General features: G+C 39.4%; 10 protein-coding genes and 4 tRNA genes. 5 read left to right on the forward strand and 9 right to left on the reverse strand.

The genetic code is table 11. The features are described from left to right. Positions 1–5: 5 nt before the first annotated feature. The 5 genes from FHT21_RS05380 to FHT21_RS05400 form a co-directional block, all read right to left on the reverse strand. Positions 6–3,674, reverse strand: a complete 3,669-nt coding sequence (locus tag FHT21_RS05380; RefSeq protein WP_167293717.1) for a SusC/RagA family TonB-linked outer membrane protein — start codon at positions 3,672–3,674, stop codon at positions 6–8. 100 nt (positions 3,675–3,774) lie between these two features. Then, entirely contained in the window at positions 3,775–4,929 is a 1,155-nt protein-coding gene (locus FHT21_RS05385; RefSeq protein ID WP_167293718.1) for a FecR family protein, read from the reverse strand. A 74-nt stretch (positions 4,930–5,003) separates the two neighbouring features. Further along, a complete protein-coding gene (locus tag FHT21_RS05390; protein ID WP_167293719.1) occupies positions 5,004–5,594 on the reverse strand; it encodes a sigma-70 family RNA polymerase sigma factor in 591 nt (196 codons plus the stop codon). Between the two features lie 254 nt (positions 5,595–5,848). Continuing rightward, a tRNA-Leu gene (locus FHT21_RS05395) sits at positions 5,849–5,932 on the reverse strand. A gap of 67 nt (positions 5,933–5,999) precedes the next feature. After that, a tRNA-Gly gene (locus FHT21_RS05400) sits at positions 6,000–6,075 on the reverse strand. Positions 6,076–6,504: 429 nt separating this feature from the next. Between FHT21_RS05400 and FHT21_RS05405 the strand changes: the two genes are divergently transcribed. Then, entirely contained in the window at positions 6,505–7,878 is a 1,374-nt protein-coding gene (locus tag FHT21_RS05405) for an alpha-L-fucosidase (RefSeq protein WP_208398869.1), read from the forward strand. 5 nt (positions 7,879–7,883) lie between these two features. Next, on the forward strand, positions 7,884–8,909 hold the full coding sequence (locus FHT21_RS05410) for a glycoside hydrolase family 43 protein (RefSeq protein ID WP_167293720.1): 1,026 nt from the start codon (positions 7,884–7,886) through the stop codon (positions 8,907–8,909). A 153-nt stretch (positions 8,910–9,062) separates the two neighbouring features. Here the strand turns inward: FHT21_RS05410 and FHT21_RS05415 are convergent, their stop codons facing one another. Continuing rightward, positions 9,063–10,445 carry a family 43 glycosylhydrolase gene (locus FHT21_RS05415; protein WP_167293721.1) on the reverse strand — a complete coding sequence of 461 codons (1,383 nt, stop codon included), beginning with the start codon at positions 10,443–10,445 and terminating at the stop codon, positions 9,063–9,065. Between the two features lie 1,077 nt (positions 10,446–11,522). Here FHT21_RS05415 and FHT21_RS05420 point away from each other — a divergent pair. Further along, positions 11,523–14,066 carry a heavy metal translocating P-type ATPase gene (locus FHT21_RS05420; RefSeq protein WP_167293722.1) on the forward strand — a complete coding sequence of 848 codons (2,544 nt, stop codon included), beginning with the start codon at positions 11,523–11,525 and terminating at the stop codon, positions 14,064–14,066. Between the two features lie 148 nt (positions 14,067–14,214). On the opposite strand, the gene FHT21_RS05425 is transcribed toward FHT21_RS05420, so the two are convergent. From FHT21_RS05425 to FHT21_RS05435, 3 genes are all read right to left on the reverse strand, one after another. After that, positions 14,215–14,298, reverse strand: a tRNA-Leu gene (locus FHT21_RS05425). A gap of 75 nt (positions 14,299–14,373) precedes the next feature. Continuing rightward, positions 14,374–14,446: transfer RNA gene (locus FHT21_RS05430), tRNA-Gly, on the reverse strand. Positions 14,447–14,540: 94 nt separating this feature from the next. Continuing rightward, the gene (locus tag FHT21_RS05435) at positions 14,541–15,029 is read right to left on the reverse strand and encodes a regulatory protein RecX (protein WP_167293723.1); all 489 of its coding nucleotides are present in this window, start codon (positions 15,027–15,029) and stop codon (positions 14,541–14,543) included. 61 nt (positions 15,030–15,090) lie between these two features. Here FHT21_RS05435 and FHT21_RS05440 point away from each other — a divergent pair, with 61 nt between their 5' ends. Together FHT21_RS05440 and FHT21_RS05445 are read left to right on the forward strand one after the other, a co-directional pair. Continuing rightward, positions 15,091–17,550 (forward strand): bifunctional UDP-N-acetylmuramoyl-tripeptide:D-alanyl-D-alanine ligase/alanine racemase, encoded by a 2,460-nt coding sequence (locus tag FHT21_RS05440; RefSeq protein ID WP_167293724.1) that lies wholly within the window; start codon positions 15,091–15,093, stop codon positions 17,548–17,550. Between the two features lie 140 nt (positions 17,551–17,690). Further along, the gene (locus tag FHT21_RS05445; RefSeq protein WP_190328173.1) at positions 17,691–18,281 is read left to right on the forward strand and encodes a DUF502 domain-containing protein; all 591 of its coding nucleotides are present in this window, start codon (positions 17,691–17,693) and stop codon (positions 18,279–18,281) included. Positions 18,282–18,283 lie beyond the last annotated feature (2 nt).

An 18,283-nucleotide genomic window follows, 5' to 3' on the forward strand; every position in this document is an offset into this window, starting at 1 on the left:
TTGTTTTAAAATGAAACATTAAGACTTGCGGTATAAGTAGGTCTGATTGATAGATTGATGTTTGGTGTAGAACCCGATTGAGTTGGATCTTGCCCCTTTAACATTTTGCTGCTCAGGGTGAATAAATTGGTACCGGTAAGGCTAACATAGGCCGAACTCAATTTCAATTTACGCATCATAGCTTCAGAGAAATTGTATCGGAAAGAGGCAGATTGCAGTTTTAGGTAATCTCCACTCACCAATCTTACATCAGAATTATCATACATATCATAAGCACTACCACCCAGTTGAAGGCTGCTTACAGGGTAGTTTGACCACCATGGATTAATTACATTAGCAGATACCTGAAGGCCTGGGATGTTGGTATAAACTTCATCGCCTGGTCTGCGCCAACGATCTACAAATTCTTTACGCAAGTTTTGCTGTGGATAGGCACTGGTAGTAGCATAACCGGAAGCAATTTTCATCAATCGGATTTTGTTCCCTAAAGAATAGGTGAGGTTAAAGGATAATCCAAAATTTCTATATCCAAAGTAATTGGATAAGCCACCCTGAATATAAGGCTCGCGACGACCTGATTCACTCATGATTTCCAGGTAAACGTCTTGTCGATCCATAGCCAAATAGCGTTTTTGATATTCCGCCGACTTTTCAGCTTCTAACCCATAGAAAATAGGCGAACCATCAACTGGGCTCAAGCCTTTAAACTTGTAAGAATAAAAGGTATTGATAGGTTTACCAGCCAGCTGAATATTACCGCTCAGGTAATTGGCGTAACTGATATTATCGATAAGGACGTTATTTCTGTTGTTAATGGCCTGGTTGATAATTTTATTCAACACCTGACCCAATTGCGGATCAAAACGCCAAACAAAACCGCGTTTAGTCTTATCCATCCCCACGTTATTAATGGCTGTAACGCTTAAAGCTACTTCCACCCCTTTATTTTCTATTGTTCCGCTGTTGATGACGTAAGATTGAACACCATTGATTTCTGATACTGTTTTATTCAAAAAGGCATCCTGCGTTCTTTTATAGAAATAACCCACAGATCCGGTTACTTTGTTGCCAAATAAGGCGAAATCTAGCGCAACGTTGGATGAAGACGTTCTTTCCCATCTGAGGTCAGGATTTGGATAATTAGAAATAGTGGCAGATGAAGAATTATAATAAGGATCAGTAGATGGGTTTTGTTTAATGATCATATATGGCGACTGACCAGGAAGCATATTTCCTTGCCAGCCCCAAGAGGCTTTTAAGGCCAGATCACTTATCCATGAAGTATTTCTGGCTACATCTTCTCTCATGTTCCACCTGCCAGAAAAAGCGTAAATAGGTAGCAATTTATTATTTGAACGTGTTCCAAAAAGGTTAGACTGCTCACCCCTTATATGAAAATTAAAAATATATTTATCACGGTAAGAATACCCCGTGGTACCATACCAGGCAAACTCATTAGTAAGCTGACGGCTGAACGACCCTAAAGCCGTCTTGGTCGACATCCATTGATTATAATAGCCTGTATAGGTAGTAGGTACAATATCAAAGTAACCACCCATTTCCGGATAATATCCTCTCCTTGTAATGTCAAAGCCATTATATTCATTTGATTTTATTTCCGTACCACCTGAAATAGTAAGGGAGTGTCTTTTTTCTGCACCAAATGTGGTTGCATAGTTTGCTTGTAAACGGCCTGTATAGTTGTTATTACGGACTTCACTTTTTGTCCACTCACCGCCCACCGGGGCCAAATCACTTCTTAAGCTAAAGTCAGCACGAAGTTTATTGATGTAGTAAGAATCTTTTGTGTAATATAATTGCCTGTCGTTGTTGCTAATGGCATAAGCAAAGGTACCTTCCAAATTAAACTTAGGGGTAATTTTAAGTCTTATTAAGGCTTTCAGGTTGCTTGCAAGCAAATCGGTATGATCAGCGCTGTATTCTTTGTCTTTCAGGATATTGTAATTAAAGATTTGACCGGCAGGGTTGGTAACCGGATAATAAAAATAGCTACCATCTGGATTGTAAGCAGGCAAAGTTCTACTGGTGTTATAGGCATAGTTCATGATACCTAAATCGGCCGGCGAATAATTTCTCGAAGAATAGTTACCTGTAAAACTTACCTGAGCCAGAAAATTATCATAGTCAGCGGTTACGTTTACCACTGATGAATAGCGCTTATTATATTCTCCTCTAATTGTTCCGTTCTCATTCAAATAACCTAAGGAAGAATAAAACTTAATTCGGTTAGAACCTCCTGATAGGGTTAAGGTATGATTTTGAGAATAGGAATCTTGAGTGATCAAACCTAACCAATCTGTATTCACATGAGCATAGTAATCTTTCTGGCGCTTAAATTCATCATAATTAATGGTTCCTTTATAATATTGCTGAAGGGCATCTTCATAGCCAGAAAACTGCGTGATATTGTTGTATTGCATTCTGCGTTCTACCATTTCCTGCGAAACATCCATGCGCTCTTCAGAGTTCATCATATTCATGTTCCGGTCTGAATAACGTGGTCGTCTGTTGAAAGTGGTATTGGCAGAGTAAGAAATGGTTGGTTTACCAGGTTTGCCTTTTTTTGTAGTAATTACAATTACACCGTTACCTGCTTTGGCGCCGTATAAAGCTGTCGCAGACGCATCCTTAAGCACATCAATCTGATCAATGTCCTCGGGGTTTAATCCTGCAATGGCGTTACCTAATAAGTTTACAAAATCTAAATCATTAATAGATTGAGGATCGATGTTTACAGGATCTTGAAGTACAATTCCATCTAGCACCCACAGCGGTTCGCGGTTACCCAGAATAGTGGATGTTCCACGGATCCTAAGCTTTGGCGCGGCGCCAACCTGTCCGGAGTTTTGCATAAAAACCAGTCCAGGTATCCTTCCTTCCAATAACTTATCAATGGTATTCACGCCGGGTGTAAGGAGATCTTCCATCTTTTTGCTAACAACGGAACTGGTTAGCTGACGTCTGTCGATTTGCTCATAACCGGTATTTACCACAATATCTTCCAGATCAGATGCAGAGATTTTAAGTGAAACAACCCGTGCCCGTTGTGCGGGAATCTCCAAATGATAATACCCTAAATGATTAATTTCAAGCATGCTGGTTGAATATTGGGCAGGTATGGTAAAATGACCGCTTTTATCGGTTTGAGTAGAGAACTTTGTGCCCTTAACCCTTACGGTAACACCCTCCATCGGTTTACCATATTCATTGGTTACAGTTCCATTTACCGGACCATTCAAAGTATTATCATCATTAGCTACGCTAGCTTTCTTTTCAGTAATAATGATAATCCGGTCTTTGATTTCAAAATCAAGATCCTGACCTGAAAACAGCTTTTTCAAAGCGCTGTTCAGCGGTTCTTTAACGAGTTTTATGGTAACTGGTTTTGCTTTCTTTAATATGAGATCGTTATAGGTGAAATCATACTTGGTTTGCTTCCTGATTTCTGTTGTTGCCTTAATAATAGTTGCGTTCTTCAGATCAAGCGTTACGGTCTGTGCATGCGATTCATTCGAAAATGAAAGCGCGAATGCAAAAAATAAGATGAAAATCCACCGAAAAGATAATAGTGAATTGTTATTATTGGCTTCGCCAATAATTTTATGACCGGACATACACCCGCTATACTCCTTAAAAAAAAGGAAATCGTTCATATTGTGATTAGTTTGTTGGTTATTGGTTGTTGATTGGTTGTAGAGAGCAGGCTATGGTAGGGGTTAGTTCTGTCCTTACCATGTTTGCCTTAGTGGTAAATTATTTCATCAGTTTCACCCTCCTTCCTTCAACATCAAATTTTAAATTGGTAATTTTTTCAAGGGCTGAAAGTACCGCAGATAAAGGCTTATCGCGTTGTATGGAGGCGTGAATTTGGATGTTTTCAGGTATGCCAGTATAATCTATGTCCAGGTTGTACCAGCGTTCAATTTGGCGAAGCGCTGCTGTAAGTGCTGTAGCGGTAAAAATAAATTCTCCATCTTTCCATGCAGTATTTAAACTTACATCTACAGGTCTAATTTGAAAAGCATATTGGTTTAATACAGATTGTTCTCCAGGGTTCAAATATGCAGGTTTCGAAATACCAGCACCGCTAAGCTGCACCCGGCCGTGAACCAGCGTGGTAACAGTTACGCCCTCATTTTCATAAGAATTCACGTTGAAAGCAGTTCCTAAAACCTTTATATCCTGTTTGTCAGTACTCACAATAAAAGGTTTTTGAGCATTATGAGCGACCTCAAAGTATGCCTCACCATGAACTACAACCCGCCTTTCTTTTCCTGCAAATGCACTTGGATAAGATATAGAAGAGGCAGCATTTAACCATACCTTAGTTCCATCGGCCAAAGTAATGCGGTATTGCCCACCTTTTGGTGTAGTTAAAGTAAAGTTTTGAACATGCGCTTCCGTGTCCAGCAAGGCACCATCCTTATAGCGAATCGCTTTTTCGCCAGCAATAATTTCTTCTTTGCTGCCGGCTAACTGGTATATTTTTCCATTAGCGGCCTGTAATGTTGCCCGATGGGTTCCGGGCTGAATATCATGAGCAATAGCTTTTCCTAAACGGTTTTGAGTATGATTTGATTGATAGATATAAAGTGTGGTAAATAACACAATCACGATTGCAGCGGCTGTAGCCACAAACTTAAACGTTGAAAACAACCTTAGCTTTTTAGGTGGCTGCTGATCTGCTATGTGCTGGGCAATTTCCTGCCAGGCTAAATCTCCAACTTCTTTAGAATTTACATGAGCTGCATGGGATGTTGAATCAAAATAATGGCTAACTACCTCATCAAATTGTGCCTGATGCTCATCATCCTGAAGATGTTGGTATAACTCTGCCAGTTCATCCTCAGTGATGGTATTTTGGAGGTACTGATCAAATAAAAGTTTGATTCTGGTTGGCTTGCTCATGTTAAACTAAAGGAAATTTTGCCCTTTTAGGATAGAATACACATGAACAAGAAAAAATAGCACCCCTCGTTAAATTATTTTTTTAACAGGCTGGGTAAAAGGAGGATAAATATCTCAAATGACCTGGATTTTAGAAAAATCTTTAATTGTTTGTTGGCTTTTTGAATGTGATGGTTAATAGCAGAAAGACTGATATTCAGCTTTTCGCTGATTTCCTGATAGCTGAGCCCTTCCAGCTTATGTAAAGTGTAAACTTCCCGCTGTCTGTCTGTGAGTTGATCCATAGCCTGATCAAGAATAACCCTGGCCTGCTCAGTGTTATCACCTTCTTCCATCGGGTGATAAACTTCTTCCTGACCAATTTTATGGCGCATGAGCTGATCATAAACGTTTTTCCGGATCACATTTTTAGACAGGTTTGTAGCTATCTTATAGAGGAATGCACCAAAACTAAGCTCAATATCGATCATTTCGCGGTTGATCCAGATCTTTAGAAACACATCTTGTAAGATATCTTGTGCTAAGTCTTCCGATTTTAGCAAATAAATTAATTTACTGGCGAGTCTACCGGAATAAATCTGATATAACTGCTTAAAGGCGACTTTATCCCCGCCCTTCAATGCAATTAATAATTCCTTTTCGGCAGTAATGGGTATAGACTTCACTTAACCATAGTCGTTTAGTTTTACTAATTTATGCAAAAATTGAATTATAGTAATGTTTTTTTGAATAAAGTAATCAATTAGCCTATAAATCAGTAAAAATTTAGTTGAATTTTCTTAATCGGCTTGGATTTTTGTGAGTCGTGGGGCGACTTAAATAGAACAAAATGAAAAATGATTATGGGAGGGCTGTTCAAGAGCACCAAACATAAAAAAAGCCATCAGAAATGATGGCTTTTTTATCGATTTTTTGTGTGTACTCGGGGCGGGAATCGAACCCGCACGCCTTTGAAAGCACAGGATTTTAAGTCCTGCGTGTCTACCAGTTCCACCACCCGAGCATTAGCCTGTTCCGAAATCCTTCGGTAGGTTAACTTTAAAATAAATGCCTTCTGGTAGGAAGGCATTTGGAGCGAAAGACGAGATTCGAACTCGCGACCCCGACCTTGGCAAGGTCGTGCTCTACCAACTGAGCTACTTTCGCAAATTAATACATGGTGTTGTATTCCTTTGGGGTTGCAAATATAGAAATATAAATATCACTATCAAAAATAATTTTATTTTTTTTGCTTTAAAAAGTGTGTTAATGGGCCTTTTGCGCTGAATAACAAGGAGTAATCAGTATGTTTTTTATGATTGTAATTTAAAAATTGTAACATATTTTTAAATCTGGCCTGCATGGAGATAAACCATTAAGCATATTTCGCCATTCATATTTATTTAAAAGTGCTGCCATAGAAAGTCGGATTTGTACAAAATAAAGTCTGATGGAGACAATCCTAAGGCTATAAATTTATCTATTTTCGAATAATTATGGCCAAAACAGCCTGTGCTGTGGGCCACTGCCGAAAACCTTTTTAACCAAATATAACAGTGGTTGTCATTGTATAACCTGCTAAGTTTCTAAAATCAGATGATGTTCAAACAAAAAATAAAAATTACTGCAACAGGGCTTGTATTAATGTTCATGAGTTATTCTTTAGCTGTAAAGAGCCAGGTGATGGGCGATGCAGAAAGAAAATCGATGGAAAAAGGAGCAATCTACCCATCATTAAAGGGCGGAGGAGAAGGCGTATCGGGGCCAGGTTCCAATCTTTCACCCGAAAAGATGAAATGGTGGGAAGATCAGAAATTTGGAATGTTCATCCATTGGGGTTTATATGCAATCCCGGCAAGTGGGGAATGGACCATGTTTAACGAAAAGATACCGGCTGAGGAATATGCTAAACTGGCTACTCAGTTTAATCCGAAGCATTTTAGCGGCGCAACGTGGGCAAAGGTAGCGAAAGAAGCCGGAATGAAATATATGGTTATGGTTGCCAGGCACCATGATGGTTTCGCACTTTGGAATAGCCCCTCAAGTTATAAACACTTTAATAGTTGGGAAACTGCAGCCCATCGCGATTTTGTAAAAGAGTATACCGATGCATGCCGTAAAGCAGGTCTTTATGTAGGCCTTTATTACTCACCACTGGATTGGCGCTTTCCGGGTTATTTTGATCCTAAAGGACTTCCTGAAAATGCGGCGCTGCTCAAGAAACAGACTTATGGGCAGGTAGAAGAGCTAATGAAAAACTACGGCAAAATAGATATTCTGTGGTACGATGGAGGCTGGCTGGCCCATAAGGGTAGCGATGCTGACGCCGCTTGGTTTTGGGAACCGTTAAAACTTAATGCCATGGTACGTAGTTATAACCCCGATGTAGTAATCAATCCCAGATCTGGAATGCTTGGAGATTTCCAGACCGACGAAGGTGGAGGAGATGTTAAAGGACCTATTATTCCTTTCCCATGGGAAAAAAACCTAAACCTTAACGAAACAAGCTGGGGATACAACAAAGCGCAGAATCTGATGCCTTTGAAACGGGTTATAGATATGCTGGTGAATACAGTAGACCGTGGCGGAAATATGTTGTTAAATGTTGGGCCAGATCCTGATGGTGTTATTCCACCTACCCACGTACAGCGCTTGAAAGAAGTGGGGGAATGGTTAGCTAAAAATGGTGAAGGAATATATGGAACGCGTCCTGGGCCTTTTCAACCTGTTGATGGCTTTTATGGTGCTACATACAAAGGCAATAATATATATATCCACCTCCTGAAAGCTCCGGTAGGCACTACTAAGATTAAATTACCAGTAATTAAGCAGACCATTACCACATGTACCATAATACATGGTAAAAATATTAAATTTCAGCAGGATGCAGCAGGTATCACGCTTGATCTGGCTGGGGTACAGTTAGATCCAGTAGTAACGACCTTGGTGTTAAAAACAAAAAACAAGTAGCTGCTATGAATATTTCGAATGGTCGAATTAAAATTCTGCTTATTGCTTTATTGATAGGCTGTTACAATTTATCGTTTTCAAATGGCGTACATCCATTAACTGATACGTTATTTAATGGCAAAAGATTAATTGATACTGATGGAAAGCCAGTTAATGCCCATGGTGCAGGTGTATTGTACCACAAAGGTGTTTATTACCTTTTTGGTGAGGTAAAGAAAGGTAAAACATGGCTTGTTCCAAAGCAGAACTGGGAAGATTTCCGGGTTCCGGCCGGAGGCGTTTCATGTTATTCTTCTACAGATCTTAAACACTGGAAAAACAGGGGGGTGGTTTTAAAGCCTACCACAAGCAACCCTGGTTACGACCTCGATACAGGAAGGGTTATTGAAAGACCCAAGGTGATTTATAACGAACGCACTAAGAAATTTGTGATGTGGATGCACATCGATAAGAATGACTATAGTTATTCCAGGGGAGGGGTTGCGATAAGCGATAACCCTTTTGGTCCTTATAAATACCTGGGGAGTGTTGCGCCTAACAATCAGATGTTAAGAGATATGACTTTGTATAAAGATGATGATGGGAAAGCTTATCTTATTTATTCGTCTGAAAATAACAACACCATGCATATTTGTTTGCTAAGCGATGATTATTTGACACCAACAAAAACTTATACGCGGATATTGGAAGACAAAGGAAGGGAAAGCCCGGCTATTTTTAAAAACAAGGGCAAATATTTTTTAATTACCTCTGGTTGTACCGGTTGGTCGCCTAATGCGGCTTCTTATGCTGTTGCAGATCATATCATGGGGCCATGGGTAGAACGTGAAAATCCATGCAAAGGATTAAACGCCAATGTGTCGTTTTTTTCGCAGGGCGCATTTGTACTGCCTGTAGCTAACAAACCAGGGGAATTTATTTTCATGGCCGATAGGTGGAATAAAACAGACCTGGAGAAATCAACATATTTATGGCTTCCGATTCGTGTCAATAATGATGAAATAGAAATTTATAATCATGATAAGCGATAATGAAAGATCGTTTTTTAGTTAGCAACACCTATTACTGCTTTGGTCTATCAATGTAATTTCATTTAATAAACATAGCGCTTTATTTAGCGGATATCGGAAACACATAAGTGTTTCCGATATTGATGCTATTCTTTTGTAACCTTTATTGCTGTATCAATACAAATTCCACTCCCAGATACCAGCCACTCCATTCAAAATTTTTATCCTAACATAACGGCATTTGATATGTAACTGATCTACATGTGGCGATTGAACTTTAATTTCGCTGTGGCCTCCGCTTTTTTGCCACGATTTTCCGTCTAACGATGTTTCAAGCAGGTAGGCATGGCCTGCCGTTGGGCGAACAAAATAAACTTTGCTTAAACTTACAGACTTTATTTTTCCTAAATCTGCCACTATCCAGCCTGCTGAATCTTTCTCTTTTGCCATCCAGCGCGAACCATTGGAGCCATCAAAGGCAAATTTAGGATCGAAAAACTCTTCTCGTTTAAATGATGGGTCTTTAATAGGTTTAATTTTTATCGAATCTGCTATGCTTGAGGCATAAGCATTACTGACTTTCAATTGCTTTGGCTGTCTGCTTTTCGCGAGCTCGCCAACGCCGTCGAGGTTTACATCTACAGGATTAATGGTTCCGTCGCTGGCAAATGTTAATGGACTAACATAAGTCTGCCGGTTGGTGCTACCCCTCCCAAACTCTAAAAATGCAATATAGTATTTGTCCGTTCCTTCTAAATTAAAAACAGAACCGTGCCCTGGGCCAAACAGCCCTTTTTCATAATTGGATGTCGTAATGATATCATTTTTTGGAAAGGTATAGGGGCCTAAAGGCGATACTTTACTCATGATATAAGCGTACTGGTATTTCTCATCTCCGCCTATAGTATATAAATAGTAATAAATGCCTTTCCTTTTAAAGAAGATCGGCCCTTCAGAATACTGCGTTCTGGGAGTCGAAATTACCTGTACCGCCGAGTCTACAGTAATCATATCAGGCATCAATTTCGCTGCATGCCTGGTATTCCAGAACACATAGGCCTGTTTATCATCGTCAACAAATATTTCTGCATCAATGCCATTTGGCTTTTTGGTCTGCAATAATGTCGAAGGCGTATAAGGTTTAGACCATTCATCCTTGCCCCGGGCGAGTTTAAAAGGCCCTTCCGGTTTGTAGGCAACTGCAGGGTACATGTAACCATTAACAGTAGGGTAGATATAGAATTTACCATTTGCCTGAACAACTTTGCTAGGTGCCCAATATAATTCTTTAACAGCTGATGGAAAGTATGTACCTTCAAAGCTCCAATTAACGAAATCGGTTGATTTCCAGAGCACAGGAGGACCTGAAGATTTCAGTCCTCTGCCATAGCCATCTGTAGTGGCATAACAATAAAATATGCCATTGATCTGTTGAATACTTGCGTCTGCAATCATATCGGGAACCAGCGGTTTGCCAAATGGATTTCTATTCTGGGCCTTTATTGAGGCGGATATACTCAATATCAAAAATATGGATAAGAGTGTTTTGTTAATCATGGTATTTATCTAAATATTGTATTATATATGAACAACTGGATTTGCTTCTCGCATTACGTTAAAATCTGTTTTAACTTAATTTAAGATCAATCTGTACTCAAGCTGACACAATTTTAATAGACATATACTCTTTATACTATTAATTTGGCGGATAATACCAAATTATATAACAAGTTCATAAAATTATATAAAGTTCTTACCACAGAAAAACGTTATTTGCGATTATGAAAGTCATTGCCTTTTTTATGGTTATCTGTATGGGCCTGGTTTCAGTTGTCACTGGAACAGTACAGGCTATACAATACGATAAAGAGCCAAAATGCTGTATGCTATCAGGTATGGCTAAGCCATGCAAGTCGCATAAAAGCAATAAGGTAACGGGCATGTGTTTGACCAAACTATGCTGCAATGTATCAGGATTCATAATAAACAAAGTGGTTCAAATAGTACAAACGGCTCCGGTAGAAGTTAAAAACAGCTCAGTTAATCCAATGTGTGAAAACACAATTGATTTTTCATTTTCATTCTGGCACCCGCCGAAGGTAGTGTTGATATAAATAAACTAAAATTAACGCTGGTTTTTTTATCACAACAATAAAAATATTCAAATGAAAAAGTTCCTTATCATCACATCAATGGTGTTGATCAGCCTATCTACATATACATTTGCAGGTAACACGCCATGCTGCAATCGTAAAATGAACAATTGTACCAAATGCTCAAAATCCTGTACAAAAGGTGTATGTGAAGACTATTGCAATAAACAATGCAAAGATACTGGTGGATGCAAGAAATGTAAATAAAAATAAGGCCGGGAACTTGTCCCGGCTTTGCGGTTTGTAACAGCTTGTAGCCAAGTGATATGATCGAATCATTTAGATATGGTAATGCATCTTTCTGGCGAGTTAGTAGTCGCACGTAGGACTTATCTGCTGCAGAATAAATCGGTGGTTAAGAATGGAGGATCAAATCTTTGAAAATATCTTATTAAGCATTAAGTTGTTAACCCACTTATTATTGTGATTTACGTTAGGTAAATAACTAAATTTAAGCACTAGCAGATAAAAAAACAGACACATGGAACATACTTATAAAATAACCGGAATGAGCTGTCAGGGCTGCCAGAGCAAAGTTGAAAATGCACTGAATGCCATTGACGGCGTTTCTGCAAAGGTATCATTGGAGTCTGCTGAAGCCGTCATAACAATGGAAAAACATGTTCCAATGGAAAAACTGCAGGAGGCTCTGTCTACCGCTGGACATTACAGCATTGAAATGCCTCCCCATGAAAAACATGTTATAAAAGCGACTGAAAATACAGATCATAACCGTCATGAATTATCCCAAGGACAAAATCCAAGCGCTCGAAAGCTTGGTGATAATGAAGCTGGAGGATTATTTTATTGTCCGATGCACTGCGAAGGTGAGCGGACTTATGATAAGCCAGGTCATTGCCCTGTGTGCGGAATGGACCTGATAAAACAGCCTGTACTTAAGCATACGGCAAAATTTACCTGTCCTATGCATCCTGAGATCATCAGCGACAAACCGGGCGCATGCCCAATCTGCGGCATGGATCTGATCTCTACCGGAACGAATCTGGAAGAGGAAGATAAAACTTATGAAACCCTGCTCAAAAAATTCCAGGTAGCTACAATTTTTACTGTTCCCATTTTTGTTATTGCTATGACAGAAATGCTTCCGAATAATCCCTTGTTTGATCTAATGGAACTTAAATACTGGAACTGGGTTCAGTTTGTGCTTTCTATTCCGGTGGTTTTTTATGCCGCTTGGATGTTTTTTCAGCGGGCATGGCAATCTATAATGACCTGGAAGCTGAATATGTTTACCCTGATAGGAATTGGTGCAGGCGCAGCCTGGATCTTTAGTCTTGTTGCTCTTATTTTTCCTGGTGTTTTTCCAGACCAGTTTAAAACACATCATGGCACCATCTTCGTTTATTTTGAGGCAGCAACAGTTATACTTACATTGGTGCTGCTTGGTCAGCTTTTGGAAGCCCGTGCCCATGGTAAAACCAACAGTGCCATTAAGGAACTACTGAAGCTGGCCCCGAATACAGCAACAAAAGTGGTTGGGGATAGGGAAACAACAGTATCTATTGATGACATCCATAAAGGAGACTTGTTGAGGGTAAAGCCTGGTGAAAAAATCCCGGTAGACGGTAGTATTAAAACAGGGGAAGCATTAATTGATGAATCTATGATTTCCGGTGAACCCATTCCTGTGGAAAAAAACACCGGAGACAAGGTGAGTTCGGGCACGATCAATGGAAATAAAACATTTGTTATGCTTGCGGAGAAGGTAGGCTCAGAAACACTTTTGTCACAGATTATCGAAATGGTGAATTCGGCAAGCCGCTCGAAAGCGCCCATCCAAAAAATGGCGGATAAAATCTCGGGTTATTTCGTGCCTGTTGTAGTACTGATTTCCATTGCAACGTTTGTGGTATGGGCAATATATGGCCCCGATCCAGCCTACGTTTATGCTTTTGTAAATGCAATCGCAGTATTGATTATCGCATGTCCATGTGCGCTGGGCCTTGCTACCCCAATGTCGGTAATGGTAGGAGTGGGTAAGGGCGCCCAGTCTGGTATACTGATCAAGAATGCCGAATCTCTTGAAAAAATGAATGCAATTGATATCGTGGTTATCGACAAAACTGGTACGGTAACCGAAGGTAAACCTTCGGTAGAAAAAGTGGTCAGTGTAAATCCTGATTTTACAGAGAAGGATATGCTTGAAAAAATTATGGCTTTGAATAGCAGCAGCGAACATCCATTGGCCCATGCAACTTTGCGTTATGGAGAAGAAAACAAAATAGATATTAAACCCATATCAAACTTTGAGGCGATTACAGGAAAGGGAGTAATGGGTAGTTTGGGGGCGGAAAAACTGGCTTTTGGGAACCAAAAGTTAATGGAACATGTTAAAGCGACAATTGATCCTAAATTAGATGAACAGGTTAGTGCGGCTCAAAAGCAGGGTAAAACAGTTTCTTATCTAGCTGTAGGAAATAAAGCAATTGGATTTGTTGTTATTTCTGATAAGATCAAGCCTTCCAGCGCGGCGGCAATCCGAAAACTCCAAAATAAGGGGATCAAGGTAGTCATGTTTACGGGCGACAATAAGGATACAGCAAGAGCGGTAAGCGAAACCTTAGGTTTGGACGGCTTTAAGGCTCAGATGCTGCCAGAGGATAAGCTCAATGAAATAAAAAAACTACAGGGGGAAGGCAAAAAGGTAGCCATGGCAGGTGATGGCATCAATGATGCACCTGCACTTTCCCAGGCTGATATCGGTATAGCAATGGGCACGGGAACAGATGTAGCGATCCAGAGCGCCGCGATCACACTGGTAAAGGGAGATTTAAATGGGATCGCAAAAGCAAGTTTGTTGAGTCGAAAGGTCATGGCCAATATAAATGGAAACCTGTTTTTTGCCCTTGGATACAATATATTAGGCATTCCGATAGCGGCAGGTATTTTATATCCGTTTTTTGGGATTTTGTTATCTCCAATGATCGCTGCACTCGCGATGAGCTTTAGTTCCGTTTCTGTTATCTTGAATTCCCTGAGATTGAGAAATGCAAAAATTGACTAATATTTTTTAAAATCCTTTAAGGAAAAATTATTCCAGTACCCCAACTTTTCCGCTTGATCCTTGATCGCTACCTTCACACAAATAAAATGAATTCTATAAACAAAAAAACCTTTCATTTCTGAAAGGTTTTTGTTCGATTTTTTGTGTGTACTCGGGGCGGGAATCGAACCCGCACGCCTTTGAAAGCACAGGATTTTAAGTCCTGCGTGTCTACCAGTTCCACCACCCGAGCATTAGCCGCTGCCGATCTCCACCGGCTTGGTTAACTTTAAAATAAATGCCTTCTGGTAGGAAGGCATTTATTTAGAGCGAAAGACGAGATTCGAACTCGCGACCCCGACCTTGGCAAGGTCGTGCTCTACCAACTGAGCTACTTTCGCATTTACAAAACTGATGTTGTTGTTTCGTTTTGGTGATGCAAATATAGGCAGATTTATATTTCTGTCAAGAGATTTCTTGTTAAAAATTTAATATTTAATTTAAATTGCTGGCTTTCAGTACAAGTAAAATTAAATCAGTTTCAAAACCTTTTGCCTGAAGGTAGCTCATCAACTTATTTTTTCTTTTAAACGGATCATTTTCGTTTAAACCTTCTGCTTTTTTTAAAGCTAATTTTTCGATGGTTTGTATATAATCATCATCATCGATGCTATAAATTGCCTTTTGCAAAATTTTATCGGGTACCCCCTTTAATTTTAAACCTTGTTTAATTTTAACACGCCCCCAGTGTTTGATGTTAAATTTACCTGATGCATAACTTTTAGCAAATCTTTCTTCATTTAAAAAATTATTCAAAATCAGTTCGCTTATAATTTCTTCCAGTTCATCGCCACGCATTCCCCATTCTACCAGTTTATACCGCACTTCCTTTTGCGAACGCTCCTGGTAAACACAAAAACTTTCGGCTTTTACCAATGCTTGTTTTTTATCTAATAATACTGCTTCTTGTTTACCGCTTTTCATAATTAATTACTGAAATTCGTAAAAATAAAAGCGATTACCGTATTTTTCTGAATATAATAACATGCAAAATCCAATATACACCATCACCAAAATAGCCGAAATTTTAAATGCCGATGCCAAATTAATTGATGGACAGGTAATTATTCAATATTTGGTGGTTGATAGCCGTTCGGTGCTGGTCCCTGAAAACGCTGTGTTTTTTGCCCTATCTTCGCACCGCAATGGGCATGAGTTTATTAAAGATGCTTACACAAAGGAAATCAGGAATTTTGTAATTACCGAACCTAAATACATTAACGAATATCCTGATTGCAATTTTTTACTGGTTGATGATACTTTGGCGGCGCTACAAAAGCTTGCCATTGAACACCGGAATCAATTTGACCTGAAAACAATCGGCATTACTGGGAGTAATGGAAAAACAATCGTTAAAGAATGGCTTTACCAGCTTTTGGCTGCCGATTTTAATATTGTTAAAAGCCCGAAAAGTTATAATTCACAAATAGGTGTGCCGCTTTCGGTATGGCAGATTGAGGCCGATCATACGCTCGGCATTTTTGAAGCGGGCATCTCTGCAGTTAATGAGATGCAGCACTTAGCAGAAATTATCCGTCCTGAAATCGGAATCTTAACCAATATCGGTGAGGCACATGCAGAAGGATTTGCTTCTAAAAAGGAAAAACTGACCGAGAAACTGAAGCTTTTTGCCACTTCCGAACTATTTATTTATTCGCCTGAATATGTAACCGAAATTACAGCAAAAGAACTTCCTGGTAAAAAACAGTTTAGTTGGAGCAGTAAACAAACAGCAGATCTTCAGGTTATTGCCATTGAACCCATTGAAGGAAACTGTTATTTACGTGCTATTTATCAAAATAGAGAAATTGAATGCATTTTGCCTTTTAAAGATAAAGCTTCGATAGAAAATGGAATGATCTGCTGGGCAACCTTATTGGCTTTAGGTTATACACCAGAGCAAGCCGATTTACGTTTAGAAAAGCTGAGTCATGTGAGTATGCGTTTAGAGCTGAAAAATGGGATTAACCAATGTTCCATTATCGACGATTCTTACAGTGCCGATATTTCTTCATTGGCCATTGCCCTTGATTTTTTAAATCAACAGAATCAGCACGAAAAGAAAACGGTTATCCTTTCCGAATTATTTGAAACGGGCAGAGATGATTTAGATTTATACACAGAAATAGCCGAATTGCTTTTGCAGAAGAAAGTAAACCGACTAATTGGAATCGGGACTCACATTTCGAAGTATGCCAGTCTTTTTAAGTTTGAGACGCAGTTTTTCGACGATACGAATGCTTTTATCGATGCTTTTCCTGGTTTACAGTTTAACCACGAAACCATATTGGTAAAAGGAGCCAGGCGGTTCGAATTTGGCCGGATTAGTAAACTTCTTACCCAGAAAATACACGATACGGTTTTAGAAATCGACCTGAATGCCATGGTGAATAACCTGCAGTTTTACCGCTCTAAAATTAAGCCTGGTGTTAAAATAATGGCCATGGTTAAGGCCTTTTCATATGGAAGCGGAAGTTTCGAAATTGCCAATTTACTACAGTTCCATAAAGTGGATTATCTGGCGGTAGCTTATGCCGATGAAGGCATTGCTTTACGTAAAGCAGGTATTACTTTGCCCATTATGGTGATGAGCCCTGAAGAATCTGCTTTCGATGCCCTTATTAAACACAAGCTCGAGCCTGAAATTTACAGCATAGAAGTTCTGAATAGTTTTTTAAACGCATTGTCTGATTATGATTTCGATTACCCGATCCACATTAAAATAGATAGTGGCATGCACCGTTTGGGTTTTGATCAGCCAGAAATTGATGCATTGTGTAATGTGCTGAGAGATTCGGCGAGGGTAAAAGTTCAAAGTATTTTTTCTCACCTGGTGGCAAGTGATGCTGCAGAACACGATGGCTTTACCCAACAACAAATCGAAAGATTTAAAATCATCGCCAATCAGTTGGTCGATGTTTTAGGCTATAAACCACTACTGCATATTTCTAATACTTCTGGCATTTCGCGCTGGCCCGAAGGGCAAATGGATATGGTACGTTTGGGCATAGGTTTGTATGGTTTTGATTCTGCTTTAACCAATAACCGGGGTTTGCAGACTGTAATGGTACTAAAAACTACGGTTACCCAAGTGAAAACTCTAGCTCCAGGCGAAACTGTTGGATATAGCAGGAAAGGCGTAATGCCAAATGGCGGAAAAATTGCCACTGTAAAAATTGGCTATGCTGATGGATACACCAGGTATTTTGGTAATGGTGTTGGTAAAATGCTCATTAATGGCCATTTGGTGCCTACAATTGGCTCGATTTGTATGGATATGACCATGTTGGATATTACAGGAATTGATGTGAAACCTGGCGACGAAGCTATTGTTTTTAATAAAGAACATACCATTATGCAGTTAGCAGAAGATATTGGTACTATTCCCTATGAAATTCTGACCAATATCTCGCAAAGGGTTAAAAGGGTTTATTTCTATGAGTAAGGGAATTGTTGGGTTGTTTTATTGTGGACAAAAGGGGTAAAAGACTATCATCGGAAAAGAAAAACGGCCTATTGTTAGCCGGATCATCAAACAATATAACAATCCTAACCATTTAACCATATTTTTCCTAAGTTTGCATCATGAACAAAGTCGGGAAAGCTATTTTAAACTATTTAATTAAAGGTTTATTAATTGTTGTACCCATTGCCGTGAGTATTTTTATTGTAGTTTGGGCGGTTACAACTGTTGATAGCTGGTTAAATGTAAACAATATTTTAGGGGTAAACCCCAATACAGGAGAAAGCCGGAACATCCCCGGCTTAGGTTTATTGACGGTTTTAGCTATTATTTTGCTTGCTGGCATTTTTGTAACCAATCTGGTAACCGAACCTATGTACAATTGGTTCCAGCGGATCATGCAGCGTTTACCTTTACTTAATTTTATCTATTCATCTATAAAAGATTTAACAGAGGCTTTTGTTGGCGATGAGAAGAAATTTAACCACCCCGTGCTGGTAGAGGTAGAGGGAGGCCTAAAAAAGATTGGCTTTTTAACTCAAAACGATCTGCATAAACTCAATCTTCCGGATGAAGTTGCAGTATACTTTCCACTTTCTTACTCTTTTGCAGGCCAGCTTTGCATTGTAAGAAGAGATAAGGTAACCGATTTGCATATGACAGCAGCCGATGCCATGAAACTGGTAGTTAGCGGCGGCGTAAGTGGACTATAACC

The organism is Pedobacter sp. SG908, from assembly GCF_011759615.1.
Lineage (GTDB): Bacteria > Bacteroidota > Bacteroidia > Sphingobacteriales > Sphingobacteriaceae > Pedobacter > Pedobacter riviphilus.

Excerpts from the sequence above, each read along its gene's own strand:
- FHT21_RS05380 (WP_167293717.1), bottom strand. The coding sequence starts at position 3,674 with ATGAACGATTTCCTTTTTTTTAAGGAGTATAGCGGGTGTATGTCCGGT.
- FHT21_RS05385 (WP_167293718.1), bottom strand. The coding sequence starts at position 4,929 with ATGAGCAAGCCAACCAGAATCAAACTTTTATTTGATCAGTACCTCCAA.
- FHT21_RS05405 (WP_208398869.1), top strand. The coding sequence starts at position 6,505 with ATGATGTTCAAACAAAAAATAAAAATTACTGCAACAGGGCTTGTATTA.
- FHT21_RS05410 (WP_167293720.1), top strand. The coding sequence starts at position 7,884 with ATGAATATTTCGAATGGTCGAATTAAAATTCTGCTTATTGCTTTATTG.
- FHT21_RS05415 (WP_167293721.1), bottom strand. The coding sequence starts at position 10,445 with ATGATTAACAAAACACTCTTATCCATATTTTTGATATTGAGTATATCC.
- FHT21_RS05420 (WP_167293722.1), top strand. The coding sequence starts at position 11,523 with ATGGAACATACTTATAAAATAACCGGAATGAGCTGTCAGGGCTGCCAG.
- FHT21_RS05435 (WP_167293723.1), bottom strand. The coding sequence starts at position 15,029 with ATGAAAAGCGGTAAACAAGAAGCAGTATTATTAGATAAAAAACAAGCA.
- FHT21_RS05440 (WP_167293724.1), top strand. The coding sequence starts at position 15,091 with ATGCAAAATCCAATATACACCATCACCAAAATAGCCGAAATTTTAAAT.
- FHT21_RS05445 (WP_190328173.1), top strand. The coding sequence starts at position 17,691 with ATGAACAAAGTCGGGAAAGCTATTTTAAACTATTTAATTAAAGGTTTA.